The sequence below is a fragment of the Massilia sp. X63 genome, assembly GCF_041023745.1.
GTDB lineage: Bacteria > Pseudomonadota > Gammaproteobacteria > Burkholderiales > Burkholderiaceae_D > Telluria.
In genome coordinates this window covers 77,843-97,157 of record NZ_JBFTEF010000001.1, presented here as the reverse complement: position 1 = coordinate 97,157, position 19,315 = coordinate 77,843, and the positions used below count along the sequence as shown (strand labels likewise).

Below are 19,315 nucleotides of genomic sequence, written 5' to 3'. Positions count from 1 at the left end.
AAGAGCGCAACAGTGCCGCCCGGCGCGCGCGGTAGAATGCATGCTCGTCCTCATGATTGGATCCTGAATGAGCAAGAATTTCGTGCGCGGCCTGTGCTTGGCCGCGCTGCTGTGCGCGCAGGTGCTGGCGGTCGCGCCGCATGCCGCCGCGAAGCCCGCCACGGCGCTTGCCGGCGCGAAGGCTGCGCCCCGGAACCTCGCGCCACTGCGCCTGGACGCCGCCATTCCGGTCGGCCCGCAGGTCAAGGTCGGCAAGCTTGCCAACGGCCTGACCTACTATATCCAGCGCAACGCCCGCCCCGAACGCAAGCTCGAGCTGCGCCTGGTCGTCAAGGCCGGCTCCATCCTCGAAGACGAAGACCAGCGCGGCCTGGCCCACTTCGTCGAGCACATGGCCTTCAATGGCTCCACCAACTTCCGCAAGCATGAGCTGGTCTCCTACCTGCAGTCGATCGGCGTCGGCTTCGGCGCCGACCTGAACGCCTACACCTCCTTCGACGAGACCGTCTACATCCTGCCAATCCCGACCGATAACCCGCAACACGTGTCCAGGGCCTTCCAGGTGCTCGAAGACTGGGCCCACGGCCTCGACCTGGCCCCGGAGGCCATCGACAAGGAACGCGGCATCGTGCTCGAAGAGCTACGCCTCGGCAAGGGCGCCTCGGACCGCATGGGCAAGCAGATCATGCCGGCGATCTTCAACGGCTCCAGGTATGCCGAGCGCCTGCCGATCGGCACCGAAGAGGTGCTGCGCAACTTCAAGCCCGACGCCCTGCAGCGCTTCTACCGCGACTGGTACCGTCCCGACCTGATGGCGGTGGTGGTGGTCGGCGACATCGACCCGGCCCAGGCCGAAAAACTCGTCAAGCAGCATTTCGCGCACCTGGAAAACCCGAAGCCGGCGCGTCCGCGCCCCTATGCCGAGATCCCGGCGCGCCAGGCCACCGAGGCCCTGGTGGTGACCGACCCCGAAGCGACCGGCAACGCGGTGCTGATCCGCTACCCGGTGCAGCCGGTGCACGAAGCCGGCACCATCCGCGCCTACCGCGACGACCTCGTGCAAAGCCTGTTCTCGGCCATGCTCAACCAGCGCCTGCAGGAACTGGCGCAACTGCCCGAGCCGCCTTTCATGGGCGCCAGCAGCTCGCTCGGCAAGCTGACCCCGCGCTACCGCTCCTACAATGCCTCGGCCGCGCTGGGACCGCGCGGCGCCGAAGCCGCCCTCACCGCCCTGGTCGCCGAAAACGAGCGCGCACGCCGCTTCGGCTTCGGTGCGGGCGAACTCGAGCGGGTCAAGAAGAACCTGATGCGCACCTACGAACAGGCCTGGAACGAGCGCGCCAAGAGCGATTCGGGCACCTATGCCGCCGAGTACATCCGCAATTTCCTGCAGCAGGAAGCGATTCCCGGCATCGACACCGAATACCGCTACGTCAAGGAACTGGTGCCCGGCATCACGCTCGACGAACTGAACGCCTATGCGCGCCGCACCATCCCCGCCGATTCCGGCAAGCTGGTGCTGTACACGGGCGTGAGCCGCCCGGAGACGCCGCAGGGCCAACAGCTGCTGGCGGCCGTGGCCGCGGCCCAGCGCGCCGACCTGCAGCCGCACGACGAGAAGGCGGTGGCGGCGCGCCTGATGGAGCGCCCGCCCAAGCCCGGCAGCATCGTGGCCGAATCGCACGACAAGGCGCTCGGCCTGACCCACCTGACGCTGTCGAACGGCGTCAAGGTGATCCTCAAGCCGACCGACTTCCGCAACGACCAGGTGATGATGAGCGCCGCGCGCTTCGGCGGCCAGAGCCTGTTCGGCGACCAGGACATCCTGAACGCGCGCTTCGCCAACGCCATCGTGGCCAGCATGGGCGTGCAAGACTTCACCCCGCTCGACATGCGCAAGATCCTGGCCGGCAAGGCGGCGCAGGTGAACGTCGGCCTGGCCAACTACACCGACGTGGTGGTGGGCGCGTCCGGCGCCACCGACATCGAGACCATGCTGCAGCTGACCTGGCTGAAGTTCAACGGCGTGCGGCGCGACGAGGACCTGTTCCGCTCCTACGTCGGCAAGCAGGCCGAACTGGCGCGCAACCAGACCGCCCAGCCGGGCGCGCGCTTCGGCGACGCGGTCATGTCCGCGCTGTACAACAACCACCCGAGGGCGCCGCGCACCCTGAAGGCCGAAGAATACGAGCAGATCGACCTCGACCGCAGCATCGAGATCTTCCGCCAGCGCTTCTCCTCCGCCCGCGACCTGACCTTCATCCTGGTGGGCAGTTTCGATGCGGCCGCCATCAAGCCGCTGCTGGCGACCTACCTCGGCAGCCTGCCGACGCCCGAGCTCACCGTGGCCTACCGCGACGTCGGCCTGCGCCCGGCGCAGGGCGTGGTCAAGCGCGAGGTGCGCAGCGGCACCGAGCCGAAGAGCACGATCTCGCTGAGCTTCACCGGCGCGGCCGAGTTCAGCGAAGCCGAACAGCTGCGCCTGTCGGCCCTGCTCGAGGTGGTCAACCTGCGCATCATCGACGTGCTGCGCGAGAAAATGTCCCTGATCTACGGCGGCGGCGCTTCTGGCGTACTGAGCAAGATCCCCTACGGGAACTATTCGATCGGCGTAACCCTGCCCACCGGGCCGGAAAACGTGGACAAGGTGATCGCCGCGACCTTCGCCGAGATCGAGAAGCTGCAGCAGGACGGGCCGGCCGCGGCCGACCTGGACAAGGTCAAGAGCAACTGGATCCAGAACCACCGCCGCTCGCTGCGCGAGAACGGCTACTGGCTGGGGCACCTGCAGACGGCGCTGAGCGAAGGGACGGACCCGGGCTCGATCCTGCAGGTGGAACAACAGGTGCAGGCGCTGTCGGCCGAGGACATCCGCACGGCGGCGCGGCGCTACTTCAACGCGCAGAACTACGTGCAGGTGGTGCTCAATCCAGAGGCGCCGGCGGCGACCGCCGTGGCGGCATCCAGCAGCAAACACACCGCGTCGGGCGGTTGATCTCGTAGGCGTGGTCCAGTGCAGTGGACTGGACCACGCTTCGCCGACCGCGGGTCCACTCCTGCGGCAAGTGTGGCTACTCCGGTTCAGGCGCAATGCGCGGCCGGCCGAGCCGGCCACCCTGGCAATTATTTTTGCGCGGACAACATCCGCTCCACGTAGCGCGCAATCAGGTCGATCTCCAGGTTCACCTTCGAACCGGCCCGCAGGTGCTTCAGGGTCGTGACCTCGATCGTGTGCGGAATCAGGTTGATCGAGAAGCGGCAGACCTTGGCGCCTGCCACGGCGAGATCCTCGACCCGGTTCACGGTCAGCGACACGCCGTTGACCACCACCGAACCTTTATAGGCCAGGAACTTGGCCAGTTCCCACGGCGCGTCGATCACCAGCTCGCGCGACTCCCCGACCGGCTCGAAGCTGTGCACCACGCCCAGCCCGTCCACGTGCCCGGACACCAGGTGGCCGCCCAGGCGTTCGGCCAGGGTCAGCGCCTTTTCCAGGTTGACCTCGCCCGGAGTTTCCAGCCCGGCGGTCTTGTTCAGGCTCTCGCGCGAGACGTCCACGGTGAAGCTCTTGTCGGTCTTGGCCACCACGGTCATGCAGGCGCCGTTGATGGCGATCGAGTCGCCCAGCGCGACGTCCGCCAGGGGCAGCGGGCCGGCGTCGATGTCGAGGCGCACGCCCGCAAAACTGCCGCCTTCGAGCGGCTTGACCGACGTGATATTGCCGACTGCGGCGACGATTCCAGTAAACATGTGAATTTATTCCTAGGTAGTGATTTCAGTATGCGTGGGCGCAAAGCGGGCCAGGATGCGGATGTCCTCGCCGACCCGCGCCAGGTCGTGGAAGCGCAGGCGGTGCTGGTCGGCCAGGCGCGCCAGCGGCGGCAGCGCGAACATGCCCTGCCCCGGTCCGATCAGGCTGGGCGCCAGGTAGACCAGCAGTTCGTCGACGCAGCCCTCGCGCAGCATCGATGCGTTCAGTTTCGACCCGGCTTCGACGTGCACTTCGTTGATCTCGCGCCGGCCGAGTTCGCGCATCAGCGCCGGCAGGTCGACCTTGCCTTGCGGGTTGGCCAGCATGATGACTTCATGGCCGGCCGCGCGCAGCGCCGCCGCTTTCTCCGGCTGCTCTGCGGCGGCCACGACCCAGCACGGCTCGCCCTGCAGGATGCGCGCCCCAAGGTCGATCTCGAGGCGGCTGTCGACGATCACGCGCCGCGGCGGCAATGGCGTGTCGATACCGCGCACCGTCAGTTGCGGATCGTCGGCCTTGACGGTGCCGATGCCGGTGACGATGGCCTGGGCGCGGGCACGCCAGGCATGGCCGTCGGCACGGGCGTCCGGCCCGGTGATCCACTGGCTCTCGCCGCTTGCCAGCGCGCTGGCGCCGTCCAGGCTGGCGGCCACCTTCAGGCGCACCCAGGGCAGGCCGCGCCGCATGCGCGAGAAGAAGCCGATGTTCAGCTCATGGGCCTGGTCGGCCAGCAGGCCCGCGCTGACCGCGATGCCCGCCGCCTCCAGCTGGGCCAGGCCGCGGCCCGCCACCAGCGGATTCGGGTCGGTCATGGCCGCCACCACGCGCCCCAGTCCGGCCTGCACCAGCGCATTCGAGCAGGGCGGCGTGCGCCCATGGTGGCTGCACGGCTCCAGCGTTACGTAGGCGGTGGCGCCGCGCACGTCATGGCCGCGTTGCGCCGCGTCGCGCAGCGCCTGGATCTCGGCATGGGCCTGTCCGGCGGGCTGGGTGTGGCCGGCGCCGATCACGCGGCCGTCGCACACGATCACGCAGCCGATACGCGGATTCGGCGCCGTGATGTACATGCCTTTCGCGGCCCAGGCCAGGGCCAGCGCCATGCCGTCGGTGTCGTCGAGAATCTGTGCTCTGTCGTTTGCCAAAGTGTTTCGTTCCGCTGTCGAGGTGCTTACTGCGGCGCCCCCGGGCCGTCGCAGCCATTGTCGCGCGCCGGATTGCAGATCCGCACACGCCCGAGCATGTTGATTTTAATACGGCGGACCTGCCCGCCGTGGAACAGCGAGAGCGTGCCGAGCCGCGCCGCGCTGCTGTTGGTGTCGCTGCAGCTGCGCCCGGCGCCATTGTAGGCGATGTACTGCGGCGGCGCAGACTGGGTGAAGGAAAAGTCGACCCGCAGGCCCGGCGGCAGCGGACCGTGCACGGCCAGCAGCTCGTCTGGCGCGCCCGGCTGGCGGTCGCCGTCGCGGTCGATGAAGACGGTCCAGCCCTGGGTCCAATCGGCCCCAAGCGGGTCGCGCGGCGCCAGCTTGACCTGCTCTCCCCGCGCGATGGCCTGGGCCCGGGTGGCCGCGATGGCGTCCAGCAGTTCGCCGGACGCGGCCTTCAGCTGCTGGCCGGCGACCAGCGCATGCAGGTCCGGCGCCGCGACCGCATAGGCCACGGAGGCGATCGCCAGCACCACGGCGAGCTCGGCCAGCGTGGCGCCCCGGCAGCGCGGACGCTTCATCGGCGCCCCCTCATGGCCAGCAGCGCGCGCCGCTGCCGCTGGCGCCCTGCGCGCCGGTGCTGGCGAGCGTGAGGGTGCCGCAGTCCGGATCGCTGAAGCGGGCGTCGACCTTCGGCGTTCCCGGCCGGGCGCGCAGTTCGATGCACTGGCTGATCTCCTGGCCGTCGCAGGCCTGGGCGTCGAGCTCGTAGGCGCTGTCTTCGGGACGCGCGCCGACCCACCAGCGAAACTGCTCGCCGTCCGCGTCGCTGGCCGAGGCGGAGAATGCCGCGTAGGTATGGTGCAGCGCGCGGTACTGTTCCTGGCGCTGCATGGCCTCGACCAGCGCCAGCTGGGCCTCGACGCGGCGGCTCTTGACCACGTGGCGCGCATACCCCGGGTAGGCCACCGCCGCCAGGATGGCCACGATCGCCAGCACCACCAGCATCTCGACCAGGGTGAATCCGTCTTGTCTCGTCATTGCCGCTCCGCCTTTGCCGACGCGCCCGCTGCCGCTGCCGCCACCGCCTCGTGCCAATTGCCGATTTCGCGCCAGCCGACGCGCATGCCCGGCCCGCCCGGCGTGTCCGGCGCGGGCGCCAGCCCGGGGACCGGGGATTGCGCCGCTGCGCTTGCCGCTCCGGACGGTTCGGCCGGTCCGGCCGGTCCGGCCGCGCCGGGTGCGAGCAGCTTGCGGTAATAGGCCTGCACCGCCACCTGGGTGGTCGCCACGCTGCCGAAGCCGAGCGCGGTCACCCGGTACAGCAGGCTTCCCTGCGCGGCCGGCATGCGTTCGATGAGATAGCGCGGCGCACTGGCTGCGAGCGCAGATTCTCCTGTCGGGATGCGGGTGCCGGTGAAAGTCCCGAGCGCGACCGCCGGCCCTGCTTCGTCCGCCAGTGCGACGAAGATGTCGCCGGCGTCCAGCGCATGCGCACACAGGCCCTCGTAGGGTGCGCCGCCATGGCAGCCGGCGGCGAATGCGTCCGCGGTGGCGCCGGCCAGCGCCGCGGCGCGCGCCGAGGCCGGGTCGGCCCCGCCCTCGATGTCGTGCTCGGCATCCACCAGCGCCGCCATGGCGCCGCTCAGGGCCAGCAGCCGGTCGCGCTCATGGCCCGCGGCACGGGCGCCGCTGGTGGCCGTGCGCGCGCCGGCGATGCTGGTCGCCAGCACCGCCAGCATCAGCAGCAGAGCGGCCAGCAGCGCGACGCCGCACTGCCGCGCCGGTGGCCTTGACTGCCGGGTCGGGGTCTTCATGCTGGCCCTCAGCGGCTGCGCGCCGGCAGCGCGATCGTGGTGCCGAACACCTTGCGGTAGCGCGGCGCATCCGCGCCCGACAAGGCGTCTTCGCCCAGGCGCGTGCCGGCATCGTCGCCGCCCGCCAGCGCGCCGTAGTCGCCCCCGAACAGGTCGTAGACGGCATCGCGTGCGCCGGCCAGGCTGCTGGCCGGTCCGTGCAGCAGCAGCGCCACCCGCACGCTCGCCACCTGCTTCCAGTGCGTGCGCCGGCGCAGGTCGGCTTCGCGCTCGGCCGCGCTGGCGCCGGCCAGCGCCAGCGCGGCATCCAGCTCGGCCAGCGCGGTGGCGTTCACGTAGCGCTCGGGCGCGCCGTCGGCGTCGCCGTCGAGCCCATACAACACCTGGAAGCCGTCGACCGCGCCCACCACGGCGTCGGCCGACCAGGCGCCGGCGCCGCGGTACTTGCAGCGCAGCTCGGACTCGCCCTGCGCATTGCGGGCCACGTAGAAGATGCTCCAGCCCTCTTCGTTGCGGTGCACGCTGAAGCCGGCGCAGTCGAGCGTGGTGCCGTCGCCGTTGGGCGGCGCGCCGGTGCCCGGAAAGCGCACCGCCAGCACGTCGCTGCCGTTGACGGCGTTCGCGCCGCTGGCGCCGTCGATTCCGAAGCCGGCCTTGCTGACGCTGTGCGCATCGAGGCCGGCCAGGCGCGCAGGCGCCGCCGGATCGGGGCCGCCGCCGTTACCCTCCCAGTCGGCTGCGGCGGACTGCCTGACCGCACGGGCGATCGCTTCCAGCGCGTAGCGTCCGGCCTCGTCCATCGCCGCCGTTTCCGCCTGCGAGGCGAAAGCGCGGTTGGCCCAGATGAACAGGCTGGCGGCGGCCAGCAGCACGCCCAGGCCGATCGTCATCGCGACCAGCAGCGCGGCGATCGTCATGCCGCGCTGGCGCAGCATAGGGATACTCATCGGATCACCCCGACATAGCCGGGGGCGTCGCCGGTGCCCTGCCAGCCCAGCTTGACGACCGGCAGCGCGCCGGCAGCGCCGTCGCAATGCCAGCGATAGCGCCTGGCGCCGCCGTCCCAGGGCGCGCCGTCGCGGCACACGGCGATGCGGCCGCGCGGGAAGTGCGCGTGGACAGCCTGGCGGATCTCGTGCAGGTCGAACTCGGCCAGTTGGGACGGCGAGCAGCCGGCGCTGCCGAAGCAGTGCGCGTCGGACGCGGGCGCGCCCTCTGCAGCATCGTAGGCGAAGGCCAGATAGGGATTGGCGCCGTCGGGCAAGCCGGCGACCGCGGGATTGACCTGCATGCGCGCGCCCAGTGCGGCCGCCAGCTGGGCCGCCTCGGACATCAGCGCCGATTGCTGGCGGGTGCGCTCGGCGCTCAGCTGCGTGGCGCCCGCCCCGACGATGCCGACGGCCAGCACGAACAGCGCGACCAGCACTTCGACCAATGTGAATCCGTGCCAGCCTGCCTGCACTCGCTTGCGCACCATATTCCTCCCCTGTCGGCATCGAGAATCGGGCGGCGCCCCGATACGGACCGCCACCTGCGAGCTGCGAAGTTATCAGGCGAGCAAAGGCGAGCCGTGAGCTGGCGCAATCGTGTCCGGGGAACTGCTGGGATCGTGGGACGGCGCGATGGGCGCAGGCCTGCGGGACTTACTTAGAGAAAATTACTTGCGCGGGTGGCCCACTTCGGCCAGCGCTTCCTGGAACTCGGCCAAGTCCTCGAAGTTCTTGTAGACGGAGGCGAAGCGGATGTAGGCGATCTTGTCGAGCCGCTTGAGTTCCTGCATCACCAGTTCGCCGACATAGCCGGTGTCGACCTCGCGCCGGCCGCTGGTGAGAAGCTTTTCTTCGATGGTGGCGACCGCGGTGTCGATGGCTTCGGCCGCGACCGGGCGCTTCCTCAGCGCCAGCATCAGGCTGTCGCGCAGCTTGTTCGACGAGAATTCGGTGCGGCTGCCGTTCTTCTTGACGATGATCGGCATCGACAGTTCGATGCGCTCGTAGGTGGTGAAGCGCTTGTCGCACTTCGCGCAGCGCCGGCGCCGCCGGATGGCGTCCCCCTCCTCGGACACGCGGGTGTCGAGGACCTGGGTATCTTCGTGCTGGCAGAACGGACATTTCATGGCGCCGGATGCTTCAAAATGGGCCGCACAAGAACATGCGCTGCGCGGCCCAGGGTTGCTTCTTACTTGGCGTAGACCGGGTACTTGTCGGTCAGCTGCTTCACTTCCGCCTTGACGCGCTCGATGGTCGCGGCGTCGTGCGGGTTGTCCAGCACGTCGGCGATCAGGTGGCCCACCTTGACCGCGTCTTCTTCCTTGAAGCCGCGGGTGGTGAAGGCCGGGCTGCCCAGGCGGATGCCCGAGGTGACGAAGGGCTTCTGCGGGTCGTTCGGGATGCCGTTCTTGTTGCAGGTCATGTGGGCCTGGCCGAGGACCGCTTCGGCTTCCTTGCCGGTGAGGCCTTTCGAACGCAGATCGACCAGCATCACGTGCGACTCGGTGCGGCCCGACACGATGCGCAGGCCGCGCTCGGTCAGGGTGTTGGCCAGCGCGGCGGCGTTCTTGACCACCTGCTTCTGGTATTCCTTGAACTCGGGCGACAGCGCTTCCTTGAAGGCGACTGCCTTGCCGGCGATCACGTGCATCAGCGGACCGCCCTGGATGCCCGGGAAGATCGCGGAATTGATCTGCTTCTCGTATTCGGCCTTCATCAGGATGATGCCGCCGCGCGGGCCGCGCAGCGACTTGTGCGTGGTCGAGGTGACGAAGTCGGCGTGCGGCACCGGGTTCGGGTATTCGCCGGCGGCGATCAGGCCGGCGTAGTGGGCCATGTCGACCATGAAGTAGGCGCCGACTTCCTTGGCGATTTTTGCGAAGCGCTCGAAGTCGATGCGCAGCGCGAAAGCGGACGCGCCGGCGATGATCATCTTCGGCTTGTGCTCGCGCGCCAGGCGTTCCATGGCCTCGTAATCGATGTCTTCCTGCTCGGTCAGGCCGTAGGAAACGACGTTGAACCATTTGCCGGACATGTTCAGGGCCATGCCGTGGGTCAGGTGGCCGCCTTCGGCCAGCGACATGCCCATGATGGTGTCGCCAGGTTTCAGCATGGCGAAGAACACGCCCTGGTTGGCCTGCGAGCCCGAGTTCGGCTGCACGTTGGCGGCTTCCGCGCCGAACAGCTGCTTCAGGCGGTCGATCGCCAGCTGCTCGGCGACGTCGACGTATTCGCAGCCGCCGTAGTAGCGCTTGCCCGGGTAACCTTCGGCGTACTTGTTGGTCAGTTGCGAACCCTGCGCTTCCATCACCGCCGGCGAGGTGTAGTTCTCCGAAGCGATCAGTTCGATGTGATCTTGCTGGCGAACGTTTTCCTTCTGGATGGCATCCCACAGTTCCGGGTCGATATTGGCGAGCGTATGATCTTTGGCAAACATGTAAAACTCCAATCGAGAGAAATACCAGGCAACGGGCAGCGCGTAAGTGGCGGGACCGGCAGGCGCACAGGCAGCCCGCGATACGACACGTACCGTTGGTGGCTGCCCAGGCGAACGGCGAATGGCATCTCACGTTCCCCGGTGGGTGTCCACCTTTGCCGGGCGCGGCAAAGGAGCGCAGCGCACGGTGTTTCGCCAGTTACGTGAGACGTAAATTGAGAAGATTGTATGTGATCCGGGCCCCTTAGGGCAAGAAAAGTGCTGTCTGCTTTGCAAGCTCCCGGGCGCGCAATGCGGCGCCAGCAGGCTGGTAGCCATTTCGGCTACAATTTTCAGCTCCTCTGCTCTCCAGGACCCACCATGATCGTCTTCATCACCGGCGCTTCGGCCGGCTTCGGCGCCGCGATGGCGCGCATTTTCGTCCGCAACGGCCACCGCGCGATCCTGGCCGCGCGCCGCACCGAGCGTATCGCCGAACTGGCAAGCGAACTGGGCGAAGCTGCCCTGCCGGTCACGCTGGACGTTACCAGCCGCGCCTCGATCGAGGCCGCGCTGGCCGGACTGCCGGAAGGCTGGCGCGACATCGACGTGCTCATCAACAATGCCGGGCTGGCGCTGAACACCAAGCCGGCGCACGAAGTGCCGCTGGAAGACTGGGACACCATGATCGCCACCAACTGCCAGGGCCTGGTGACCATGACCCGCGCCGTACTGCCGGGCATGGTGGCGCGCGGCAGCGGCCTGGTGATCAACCTCGGCTCGGTGGCGGGCCACTACCCCTACCCGGGCGGCAACGTCTACGGCGCCACCAAGGCCTTCGTCGAGCAATTCACCTTGAACCTGCGCGCCGACCTGGTCGGCACCGGGGTGCGCGCCACCAACCTGGCGCCGGGCCTGTGCGGCGGCACCGAATTCTCCAACGTGCGCTTCAAGGGCGACGATGCGGCCGCCGCCAAGGTGTACGAAGGCACGGTGCCGCTCACGGCCGAGGACATCGCGAACACCGCCTACTGGATCGCCACCCTGCCGCCGCACGTCAACGTCAACAGCATCGAACTGATGCCGACCTGCCAGGGCTTCTCGCCTTTTTCCATCAAGCGCAGCTGATTCCCGGATGCGGCCGCAAGGCTGTCCGCCTCGACACTTTGTTGCCCTCATGTATCGAGCACTCAGCAATTGTGAGAAAGTGTTACAGTAATTGGCCTTTCGGCTATGTTTCACGTCTACTACTGCGCATCAACACTGCTTTTAGTAAAGGCACGCCCGAACCGATTCCCTCCTTACGTTCGTCAGCGTACATAAGGAGGAGAAAAATCGCGTAAAATGTTTCCTATTTTCATTTAATGGCAGGGGAAATGCCTTTAGCTTTTGACTGGACAGTCAGGGTCTATTACGAAGATACCGACGCCGGTGGCATCGTGTTTTACGCCAATTACCTGAAGTTCTTCGAACGTGCGCGCACCGAATGGCTGCGTGCGACCGGCGTCGGCCAGCAGGAATTGCTGGACACCGACGGCGCCGCCTTTGTCGTGAAGAGCGCTTCCCTCGACTACCATGCGCCGGCGCGCCTGGACGATGTGCTGACCATTCGCACGACGGTCGAAAAGCTCGGCCGCGCGTCGGTCCAGTTCGCCCAGCAGGCGTGGAAAGGCGATGTGCTGCTGACCAGCGCCAGCGTCAAGGTCGGCTGCGTCGATACCGCCACCATGCGCCCGCGTGCGCTCCCCGACCATGCTGCTGTTAAAATGCGCGCCGCATAAATACTGAAAATCAGACAACACATCCAGACCCGATGACCGCGACCCAAGACCTCTCTTTCATTCACCTGATCAGCAATGCCCACATCCTGGTGCAGCTGATCATGGCCCTGTTGCTGATCCTCTCGGTGGTGAGCTGGACCTATATCTTCCGCAAGGTGTTCGCCCTGCGCGCGGCGCGCGGCCAGACCGAGCATTTCGAGCGCAGCTTCTGGGCCGGCGGCAACCTGCACACCCTGCACCAGAGCGCCAGCGCACAGCGTGACCAGAGCGGTCCGCTGGCCCGCATCTTCGAAGCCGGCATGGGCGAATTCATCAAGGGCAAGCAGGCCGCCCGCGACGCCAACGACATGGGCCCGGTGCTGGACGGTTCGCGCCGCGCCATGCGCGCCGCCTTCCAGCGCGAACTCGACGCCCTCGACACTCACCTGAACTTCCTGGCCTCGGTCGGTTCGGTCTCGCCCTACATCGGCCTGCTCGGCACCGTATGGGGCATCATGAACGCCTTCCGCGGCCTGGCCAGCGTCCAGCAGGCAACGCTGGCGATCGTCGCCCCCGGCATCGCCGAAGCGCTGATCGCCACTGCGATCGGCCTGTTCGCGGCGATTCCTGCGGTGGTGGCGTACAACCGCTTCACCCACGACATCGACCGCCTGGCCATCCGCTTCGAGAGCTTCGTCGAGGAATTCTCGAACATCCTGCAGCGCCAGGCGCGCTGACCGGGGAGAACGAGGATGGCCTTTTCCAGCAGCAGCATGCGCGGCGGACGCAAGCGCAAATTCAAGTCCGAGATCAACGTCGTGCCCTACATCGACGTGATGCTGGTGCTGCTCATCATCTTCATGGCGGTGCCGGCCAACGAGGTGCCGAGCGTCGTCAATTTGCCCAGCGCCGAGAAGACCAGCTTGCCGCCGGATACCTATATCCGGGTCTCGGTCCAGTCCGACAACCGGCTGTCGATCGGTGTCGGCGGCAAGCAGAAGATCGCGCCGGAAGACGTGGCCGACCGCACCGCCCTGCTCGAGCGCCTGCGCGCCCTGCACGAAGAGCATCCGGACTATCCGGTCCTGATCGAGGGCGACCGCGACAGCAAATACGACGATGTGATCCAGCTGATCTCCGAAGCGAAGAAGATGGGTATCAACCGGGTGGGTCTCGCGACCAAATGACGAACAGATGTCAGCAATGAAGCCTGCCGCCGCCGGCGCGCCCTACCGCGTGCCGCCAGAACCGAGCCGCCTGCCTGCTTTCCTGCTGGCAGTGGCCGTGCACGCCGTCCTGCTCGGTTTCCTGTGGTTCGGCATCAGCTGGCAGAGCAACGAACCGGTTGCGGTCGAGGCCGAAGTGTGGGACATGTCGGTGCAGAGCGCCGCCGCGCCCGAACTGCCGCCGCCACCGCCGCCGAAGGTCGAGCCGCAGCCGGAACCCGAGCCCGCGCCGCCGCCGCGTCCGGTCGAGCCGCCGCCGGTGGAGCGCCCTGCCCCGACGCCGCCGCCGGACATCAACCTGCAGCGCGAGAAAGAGCGCAAGGAACAGGAAAAGCGCGAACTGGCCGAAAAGAAGGAGCTCGAGCAAAAGCGCAAGGAAGAGCAGCGCAAGCAGGAGCTCGCCGAACAGAAGAAGAAGGAGCGCGAGGAAGCCGAGCGCGAGAAGAAAGAGCTCGCCAAGAAGGAAGCGGACGACAAGAAGAAAGCCGACGAGAAGAAGAAAGCCGATAAGCTCGCTGCCGAGAAGGCCGCGAAGGAGAAAGCTGCCAAGGAAAAGGCCGAGGCCGCCAAGCTCGCGAAGATCGCGCAGGACGAGCTCAAGCGCATTTCCGGCGCCATGGGCACGAGCGGCTCGGCCGCGAAGTCGACCGCGCCGAAGGCCGATGCCGGCTACGTCGCCGCGATCACCGCCGCCATCAAGAGCGCCACCGCCTACGGCGGCAGCACCACGATGCCGGGCAATCCGAAGGCGGTGTTCAAGGTCGAGCAGCTGCCGACCGGCGAAATCATGTCGGTGCGCCTGGTGAAAAGCAGCGGTGTGCCCGAGTTTGACAGAGCAGTGGAAAATGGTATCAAAAAAGCATCGCCGCTTCCCAAGAAAAAGGACGGGACGGTGGAACGCACGCTCGACGTCAACTTCTCGATGAAAGACTACGACTGACCAGTTTCAGGAACAGATGATGAAAAAACTCCACTACCTGCTGTTTAGCGCGACCCTGCTGATGGGCACCAGCACAGCACAATTCGCCCAGGCCCAGATCAAGGTCGAGATCGCCGGTGTCGGCAGCAACCAGATCCCGGTTGCGGTGGCCGCCTTCGCCGACGAAGGCATCGCCCCCGCCGACGTGTCCGACATCATCCGCGCCGACCTCGAGCGCAGCGGCGTGTTCAAGGTGATCGACGCCGGCCAGACCATCAGCGACAGCGCCAACGTCGACCTGGCCGCGTTCCGGGCCAAGGGCGCCGACGCCCTGGTGGTGGGCAGCGTCAGCAAGCAACCGGACGGCCGCTTCGCGATCCGCTACAAGCTGCACGACACCGTCAAGGGCGCGCCGATCTCGCAGCTGGGCGGCGAAGTGCAGCCGCAGTTCACCCGCCTGCAGGCGCACCGCATCGCCGACGACGTCTACGAAAAGCTGACCGGCGTGCGCGGCATCTTCTCGACCCGCATCGCCTACGTCAAGGACACCGGCAAGCAGCACGCCCTGGTGGTGGCCGACGCCGACGGCGAGAACGAAATCGTGGCCGCCTTCGGCCGCGAGTCGATCATCTCGCCGGCCTGGTCGCCAGACGGCACCAAGGTCGCCTACGTCTCGCTGGAAGACCGCAAGCCGGTGGTCTACCTGCAGGACCTGCGCACCGGCAAGCGCAACGTGATCTCCAACGTCAAGGGCAACAACTCGGCGCCGGCCTGGTCGCCGAGCGGCGACCTGCTGGCCGTGGCTCTGTCGAAGGACGGCAATACCGAAATCTACACCGTCGGTGCGGACGGCAGCGGCCATCGCCGCCTGACCAACAACCCGGCGATCGACAGCGAGCCGCAGTTCTCGGCGGACGGCCAGACCATTTACTTCATGAGCGACCGCAGCGGCGGCCCGCAGATCTACAAGATGAGCGCCGCGGGCGGCAATGCCACCCGCGTGACCTTCAACGGCAACTACAACATCAGCCCGCGCGTGTCGCCTGACGGCAAGACCCTCGCCTGGATTTCCCAGCGCAACGGCAATTTCTCCCTTTATGCGATGGACCTGGCCAGCGGCCAGGAGCTGCGCCTGGCCGATGGGGCCACCGAACCGAGTTTTTCGCCGAATGGCAAGTACATCATGTATGCGATCAAGGGCGGCGGGCGTGCCTCGCTGGCCGTGGTCTCGGTAGATGGACGGGTCAAGCAGCGCTTGAGCACCAATGCGGGAAACATTCGGGAGCCCAGCTGGGGTCCCTTCATGAAGTAAATAGCAGTAAAACTTTAATAGACAAGGAGAAAAACCATGCGCAACTTCCAGAAATTGGCCCTCATCGCTTCGGCTGTCCTGCTGACCGCCTGCTCGTCGACCAAGCTGCAGGAAACCCCGGTCGTCGAAAAGACCCCGACCCCGGCACCGGTGGCCCAGGCCGAGCCTGAGCGCGTCATCCGCCCGGTGGAAACCGGCAACGTCGATCCGCTGAACGATCCGAAAGGCGTGCTGGCCAACCGCAGCGTCTACTTCGACTACGACAGCTTCGTCGTGCGCGAAGACGGCAAGCCGGTGGTTGCCAACCACTCGGCATACCTGACCAAGAACACCGGCCGTAAGGTCCTGATCCAGGGCAACACCGACGAACGCGGCGGCACCGAGTACAACCTGGCCCTGGGCCAGAAGCGTGCCGAAGCCGTCCGTCGTGCGATGGCCGCCCTGGGCGTGTCGGACGGCCAGATGGAAGCCGTCTCGCTGGGCGAAGAAAAGCCGAAGGCCATGGGCAGCAACGAAGAAGCCTGGGCCCAGAACCGCCGCGCCGACATCGTCTACCAGTAATCCTTCACGATCACGCCGACAGGTTTTAAGACTCGGCTGATTGACAACGGGGCGGACAGCAGTGCAGACTGCATCCGCCCCGTTTTTACTCTGCAACCGGAAAGAACTGACATGATCAAATTGTCCCCGTCCCGTCTTGCCTGCCTGATCCTGGCGGCCTGGCTGCCGCTGCAGGCGCAAGCCGGCCTGCTCGACGACGACGAAGCGCGCAAGGCCATCCTCGACCTGCGCGCCAAGGTCGATGCCATTGCCCGCGACCTGAACGCCCGCATCGAGACCAAGTCGGACAAGACCGTCCAGCTCGACATGCTGAACCAGCACGAGCAGACCATGCAGGAAATCGCGCGCCTGCGCGGCCAGATCGAAGTGCTGGCCAACCAGATCGCCCGCGCCCAGGAAGGCCAGAAGCAGCTGTACGCCGACCTCGACTCGCGCATCAAGAAGCTCGAGCCGCAGCAGGAAACCGTCGACGGCCAGAGCGCCTCGGTGCTGCCGGCCGAGAAAACCGCCTACGACAACGCGACCGCCCTGTTCCAGACCGGCGACTACAAGGGCGCGAGCGCGGCCCTGCAGGATTTCGTGCGCCGCTTCCCGGAATCGGCCTACGCCGCCAACGCCCAGTATTGGCTGGGCAACGCCTATTTCGCATTGGGCGACTACAAGAAGGCGATCGCGGCCCAGGAAGTCGTCACCACGACCTACGCCGGCAGCCCCAAGGTGCCGGACGCCATGCTGAACATCGGCAGCAGCTACGCCCTGCTGAAGGACAGCAAGAACGCCAAGAAGGCGCTGCAGCAGCTGGTGTCGAAGTATCCGGAGTCGAGCGCCGCCAGGACGGCCAAGGATCGCCTGGCTTCGCTGAAATGATCTTTCGGCGCGCCGCCCTGCCGGGCAGTATTTGACAGCGAGCGCGGCGCCCCCTATAATCTTGCTTCTTCGGGTCGTTAGCTCAGTTGGTAGAGCAGCGGACTTTTAATCCGTTGGTCGCTGGTTCGAGCCCAGCACGGCCTACCACGAATACGTAAAAAGCCCACGCATTTCGGTGCGTGGGCTTTTTGCATTGCAGTTCCAGCCTGACCGCGCCGGTCGAGCGCACCTGGCGCCGACCTTGTGCAACGGTCGGCGCCACGAGCGCCTGCGGGTCTTAAATCAGTGCTGCGATCGCCTCTCCCACCTCGGTCGTGCTGGCCGTGCCGCCCAGGTCGCGTGTGGTCGGCCCCTGCGCCAGCACCGTCTCGATGGCTTTCATGATGGCCGCGTTGGCCGCCTGGTAGCGCGCATCGCCGTTGCCGAGGAATTCCAGCATCATCGCGCCGGACCAGATCATGCCGATCGGATTGGCGATGTTCTTGCCGAAGATATCGGGCGCGGAACCGTGCACCGGTTCGAACAGCGAGGGGAAGCTGCGCTCCGGGTTCAGGTTCGCGGATGGCGCAATGCCGATGGTACCGGTGCAGGCCGGGCCGAGGTCGGACAGGATGTCACCGAACAGGTTGGACGCCACCACCACGTCGAAGCGCTCGGGCGACAGCACGAAGCGGGCGCACAGGATGTCGATATGGTACTTGTCCCACTTGACGTCGGCATACGAGGGCGCCATCGCCTCGACCCGCTGGTCCCAGTAGGGCATGCTGATCGAGATGCCGTTCGACTTGGTGGCCGAGGTCAGGTGCTTCTTCGGGCGGCTCTGCGCCAGCTCGAAGGCGTACTTCAGGATGCGGTCGGTGCCCTGGCGGCTGAAGATCGCATCCTGCACCACGAATTCGCGCTCGGTGCCTTCGAACATCTTTCCGCCCACGGACGAATATTCGCCTTCGGTGTTTTCGCGCACCACGTAGAAGTCGATGTCGCCGGGCTGCTTGTTGGCCAGCGGGCAAGGCACGCCGGGCATCAGGCGCACCGGACGCAGGTTGACGTACTGGTCGAACTCGCGGCGGAACTTGAGCAGCGAGCCCCACAGCGAGATGTGGTCGGGCACCAGGTCCGGCATGCCGGCGGCGCCGAAGTAGATGGCGTCGAAGCCTTCGAGCTGCTGGCGCCAGTCGTCCGGCATCATCTGGCCATGCTGCAGGTAGTACTGGCAGTTGGCCCAGTCCATCGTCGTGAACCCGATGTCGAGCCCGAACTTGCCGGCGGCGGCCTGCAGCACGCGCAGGCCTTCGGGCATGACTTCGTTGCCGATGCCGTCGCCGGCGATGACTGCGATATTGTGTTTCTTCATGATTGTTTGCTTTCAAATGAAAAGAGTCGAGCCGGCGCCAGTCAGAACTGATGCCGGATTCCGAGCATGACGCCGGTGCGCCTGGCATGCGCGACATCGGTGACGGGACCGCTGCCCCAGTATTCGGTCTCGCGCCCGACCGCACCGTCGTGACCGTCGTTCACGTCGGCCTCGAAGAACAGGCTGGTGCGCTTGGACAGCGCATAGTCGGCCACCATCGCGAACACGTCGGCGTGGCCGCTGCCCAGCCGGAGCGGGGTCGGCTGGAATTGCGTCGTCACGCCGGCGTTCTGGCCGTAGCGGTAGTAGGCGCCAGAGAGATGCAAGGCGGGCGTGAGCTGGTAGCCCAGCCCGACGAAGGACAGGGAAAAACGGGCGTCGCCGGCGCTTTCCTGGCGCCCCAGGCGCCCAGCGTAGGCAGTCGCCTTGCCGAAGGCATAGGACGCGCCGACGGCGTAGTTGCCCACGGTGTTGCCGCCCTCGGCGGCCGCGCGGCGCCGGTCGTAGGCGAGGCCGAGCGCCAGGCCGTCGCGCTGGTACAGGATGCCGCCGCCGAAGGTCGCGCCGCGCCCGGCGCCGCCGCCGGGCTGCTCCCCAGCCCCGTAGTCGAATTGCACGCTGAGCGGACCGCGCGTGTGCTTGTAGACCACGCTGTTGTCGATCCGGTAGCCCTGCATGAAGATGTCGCCACCCGAGTAGAACGGATCGGACCAGTAGTTGCCCCAGCCCTGGTCGAGCGGATTGAAGGTCCAGCCGACGTTGTTGACGGCGTGGTACTGGCGCCCGACGGTCAGGCTGCCCCAGGACCCGGCCAGGCCCACGTAGGCCTGCCTGCCGAACAGGATGCCGTACTCGGGCTTGCCGCTGTCCGTGCCGAAACCGCTCTCGAGCTGGAAGATGGCCTGGTTGCCGCCGCCCAGGTCTTCGGCGCCCTTGATGCCCAGGCGGCTGCCGCCGATGCCGCTGGCGGTCACTTCGGTTTGATCATTGTGCCGGCCGTCGATATCCGATGTGTACCTGAGCGCGCTGCTGATCACGCCATACATCGTCACAGCCGGATCGGCGGACGCCGGCAGCGCCACCAGCATGCCGGTGGCGAGCAAGGCCCCCGCGGCGGCGCCCTTCCACGTTCCTGGATCTTTCATCACTATCTCCTCCATGGCGACTCGGCCGGCATGGCCGGACCGGTCGCTTGTCT

20 protein-coding genes, 1 tRNA gene and 1 riboswitch are annotated in these 19,315 nt (G+C 66.9%); of the genes, 10 read left to right on the top strand and 11 right to left on the bottom strand.

Going from position 1 to position 19,315, the window contains the following annotated elements:
- Positions 1-67: 67 nt before the first annotated feature.
- Positions 68-2,995 carry a M16 family metallopeptidase gene (locus AB3347_RS00430; RefSeq protein WP_369089802.1) on the top strand — a complete coding sequence of 976 codons (2,928 nt, stop codon included), beginning with the start codon at positions 68-70 and terminating at the stop codon, positions 2,993-2,995.
- Positions 2,996-3,123: 128 nt separating this feature from the next.
- Here the strand turns inward: AB3347_RS00430 and AB3347_RS00425 are convergent, their stop codons facing one another.
- The 9 genes from AB3347_RS00425 to glyA form a co-directional block, all read right to left on the bottom strand.
- On the bottom strand, positions 3,124-3,750 hold the full coding sequence (locus AB3347_RS00425; RefSeq protein ID WP_369089801.1) for a riboflavin synthase: 627 nt from the start codon (positions 3,748-3,750) through the stop codon (positions 3,124-3,126).
- Positions 3,751-3,762: 12 nt separating this feature from the next.
- Positions 3,763-4,851 carry a bifunctional diaminohydroxyphosphoribosylaminopyrimidine deaminase/5-amino-6-(5-phosphoribosylamino)uracil reductase RibD gene (ribD, locus tag AB3347_RS00420; RefSeq protein ID WP_369090500.1) on the bottom strand — a complete coding sequence of 363 codons (1,089 nt, stop codon included), beginning with the start codon at positions 4,849-4,851 and terminating at the stop codon, positions 3,763-3,765.
- A 68-nt stretch (positions 4,852-4,919) separates the two neighbouring features.
- Positions 4,920-5,477: a GspH/FimT family pseudopilin gene (locus tag AB3347_RS00415; RefSeq protein ID WP_369089800.1), complete on the bottom strand. Its 558-nt coding sequence runs from the start codon at positions 5,475-5,477 to the stop codon at positions 4,920-4,922.
- Positions 5,478-5,487: 10 nt separating this feature from the next.
- On the bottom strand, positions 5,488-5,937 hold the full coding sequence (locus AB3347_RS00410) for a type IV pilin protein (protein WP_369089799.1): 450 nt from the start codon (positions 5,935-5,937) through the stop codon (positions 5,488-5,490).
- Positions 5,934-6,713 (bottom strand): hypothetical protein, encoded by a 780-nt coding sequence (locus tag AB3347_RS00405; RefSeq protein WP_369089798.1) that lies wholly within the window; start codon positions 6,711-6,713, stop codon positions 5,934-5,936. Before AB3347_RS00405 ends, AB3347_RS00410 begins: the two co-directional genes overlap by 4 nt.
- 8 nt (positions 6,714-6,721) lie before the next feature.
- Positions 6,722-7,660 carry a PilW family protein gene (locus AB3347_RS00400; RefSeq protein WP_369089797.1) on the bottom strand — a complete coding sequence of 313 codons (939 nt, stop codon included), beginning with the start codon at positions 7,658-7,660 and terminating at the stop codon, positions 6,722-6,724.
- A complete protein-coding gene (gene pilV, locus AB3347_RS00395; protein WP_369089796.1) occupies positions 7,657-8,190 on the bottom strand; it encodes a type IV pilus modification protein PilV in 534 nt (177 codons plus the stop codon). Before pilV ends, AB3347_RS00400 begins: the two co-directional genes overlap by 4 nt.
- Positions 8,191-8,370: 180 nt before the next feature.
- Entirely contained in the window at positions 8,371-8,829 is a 459-nt protein-coding gene (gene nrdR / locus AB3347_RS00390; protein ID WP_277488312.1) for a transcriptional regulator NrdR, read from the bottom strand.
- 62 nt (positions 8,830-8,891) lie between these two features.
- Positions 8,892-10,139: a serine hydroxymethyltransferase gene (gene glyA / locus AB3347_RS00385; protein ID WP_369089795.1), complete on the bottom strand. Its 1,248-nt coding sequence runs from the start codon at positions 10,137-10,139 to the stop codon at positions 8,892-8,894.
- A gap of 97 nt (positions 10,140-10,236) precedes the next feature.
- Positions 10,237-10,352: riboswitch (ZMP/ZTP riboswitch) on the bottom strand.
- Positions 10,353-10,499: 147 nt separating this feature from the next.
- Between glyA and AB3347_RS00380 the strand changes: the two genes are divergently transcribed.
- From AB3347_RS00380 to AB3347_RS00340, 9 genes are all read left to right on the top strand, one after another.
- The gene (locus AB3347_RS00380; protein ID WP_369089794.1) at positions 10,500-11,246 is read left to right on the top strand and encodes an SDR family oxidoreductase; all 747 of its coding nucleotides are present in this window, start codon (positions 10,500-10,502) and stop codon (positions 11,244-11,246) included.
- A gap of 248 nt (positions 11,247-11,494) precedes the next feature.
- Entirely contained in the window at positions 11,495-11,899 is a 405-nt protein-coding gene (ybgC, locus tag AB3347_RS00375) for a tol-pal system-associated acyl-CoA thioesterase (RefSeq protein WP_369089793.1), read from the top strand.
- A gap of 32 nt (positions 11,900-11,931) precedes the next feature.
- A complete protein-coding gene (gene tolQ, locus AB3347_RS00370; RefSeq protein WP_369089792.1) occupies positions 11,932-12,615 on the top strand; it encodes a protein TolQ in 684 nt (227 codons plus the stop codon).
- Positions 12,616-12,630: 15 nt separating this feature from the next.
- The gene (locus tag AB3347_RS00365) at positions 12,631-13,065 is read left to right on the top strand and encodes a biopolymer transporter ExbD (RefSeq protein ID WP_369089791.1); all 435 of its coding nucleotides are present in this window, start codon (positions 12,631-12,633) and stop codon (positions 13,063-13,065) included.
- Between the two features lie 16 nt (positions 13,066-13,081).
- A complete protein-coding gene (gene tolA, locus AB3347_RS00360; protein WP_369089790.1) occupies positions 13,082-14,044 on the top strand; it encodes a cell envelope integrity protein TolA in 963 nt (320 codons plus the stop codon).
- A 19-nt stretch (positions 14,045-14,063) separates the two neighbouring features.
- Positions 14,064-15,335 (top strand): Tol-Pal system beta propeller repeat protein TolB, encoded by a 1,272-nt coding sequence (tolB, locus tag AB3347_RS00355; protein WP_369089789.1) that lies wholly within the window; start codon positions 14,064-14,066, stop codon positions 15,333-15,335.
- A gap of 36 nt (positions 15,336-15,371) precedes the next feature.
- The gene (pal, locus tag AB3347_RS00350; RefSeq protein WP_369089788.1) at positions 15,372-15,896 is read left to right on the top strand and encodes a peptidoglycan-associated lipoprotein Pal; all 525 of its coding nucleotides are present in this window, start codon (positions 15,372-15,374) and stop codon (positions 15,894-15,896) included.
- A gap of 111 nt (positions 15,897-16,007) precedes the next feature.
- Complete coding sequence (gene ybgF / locus AB3347_RS00345; RefSeq protein WP_369089787.1) at positions 16,008-16,763, top strand: tol-pal system protein YbgF; 756 nt, start codon at positions 16,008-16,010, stop codon at positions 16,761-16,763.
- A 71-nt stretch (positions 16,764-16,834) separates the two neighbouring features.
- Positions 16,835-16,910: transfer RNA gene (locus AB3347_RS00340), tRNA-Lys, on the top strand.
- Between the two features lie 130 nt (positions 16,911-17,040).
- On the opposite strand, the gene AB3347_RS00335 is transcribed toward AB3347_RS00340, so the two are convergent.
- Together AB3347_RS00335 and AB3347_RS00330 are read right to left on the bottom strand one after the other, a co-directional pair.
- A complete protein-coding gene (locus AB3347_RS00335; RefSeq protein WP_369089786.1) occupies positions 17,041-18,117 on the bottom strand; it encodes a tartrate dehydrogenase in 1,077 nt (358 codons plus the stop codon).
- 41 nt (positions 18,118-18,158) lie between these two features.
- Positions 18,159-19,262, bottom strand: a complete 1,104-nt coding sequence (locus AB3347_RS00330) for a porin (RefSeq protein ID WP_369089785.1) — start codon at positions 19,260-19,262, stop codon at positions 18,159-18,161.
- Positions 19,263-19,315 lie beyond the last annotated feature (53 nt).